Source organism: Bacillus sp. LR--39 (genome assembly GCF_053613335.1).
The window spans coordinates 1-626 of sequence record NZ_JBSIOT010001113.1; the positions used below are offsets into that span (position 1 = coordinate 1).

At 44.1% G+C, this 626-nt stretch carries 1 protein-coding gene; it reads left to right on the top strand.

The genetic code is table 11. From position 1 onward, the window contains the following. Positions 1–626 (top strand): alcohol dehydrogenase catalytic domain-containing protein (locus ACWHAR_RS28790; RefSeq protein ID WP_452088662.1); only part of this gene is annotated, 626 nt, incomplete at both ends.

Genomic DNA, 626 nt, shown 5'->3' on the forward strand with positions numbered 1-626 from the left:
AAGACTATGTCATCGGCCATGAACCGATGGGAATCGTCGAAGAAGTTGGTTCTGGGGTGACTAAACTAAAAAAGGGAGATCGGGTAATTATTCCCTTTAATATAGCATGCGGGGAATGCTTTTTTTGTAAAAACCAGCTGGAAAGCCAATGTGATCAGTCTAATGACAATGGGGAAATGGGTGCTTATTTCGGCTATTCAGGGCAAACTGGCGGTTATCCAGGCGGGCAAGCTGAATATTTAAGAGTGCCGTTTGCGAATTTTACCCATTTTAAAATCCCTGAATCTTGTGAGGAACCCGATGAGAAATTAAGCGTGATTGCCGATGCCATGACCACCGGCTTTTGGAGTGTGGACAATGCCGGCGTAAAAAAAGGCGATACAGTTATCGTTCTCGGCTGCGGACCAGTCGGCCTGTTTGCTCAAAAGTTTTGTTGGCTAAAAGGCGCAAAACGCGTCATAGCAGTTGACTATGTAAACTATCGCTTACAGCATGCGAAACGTACAAACAAAGTAGAAATCGTTAATTTTGAAGACCATGAGAATACAGGGAATTATTTAAAGGAAATCACGAAAGGCGGAGCGGATGTAGTCATTGACGCTGTTGGGATGGATGGTAAAATGAGC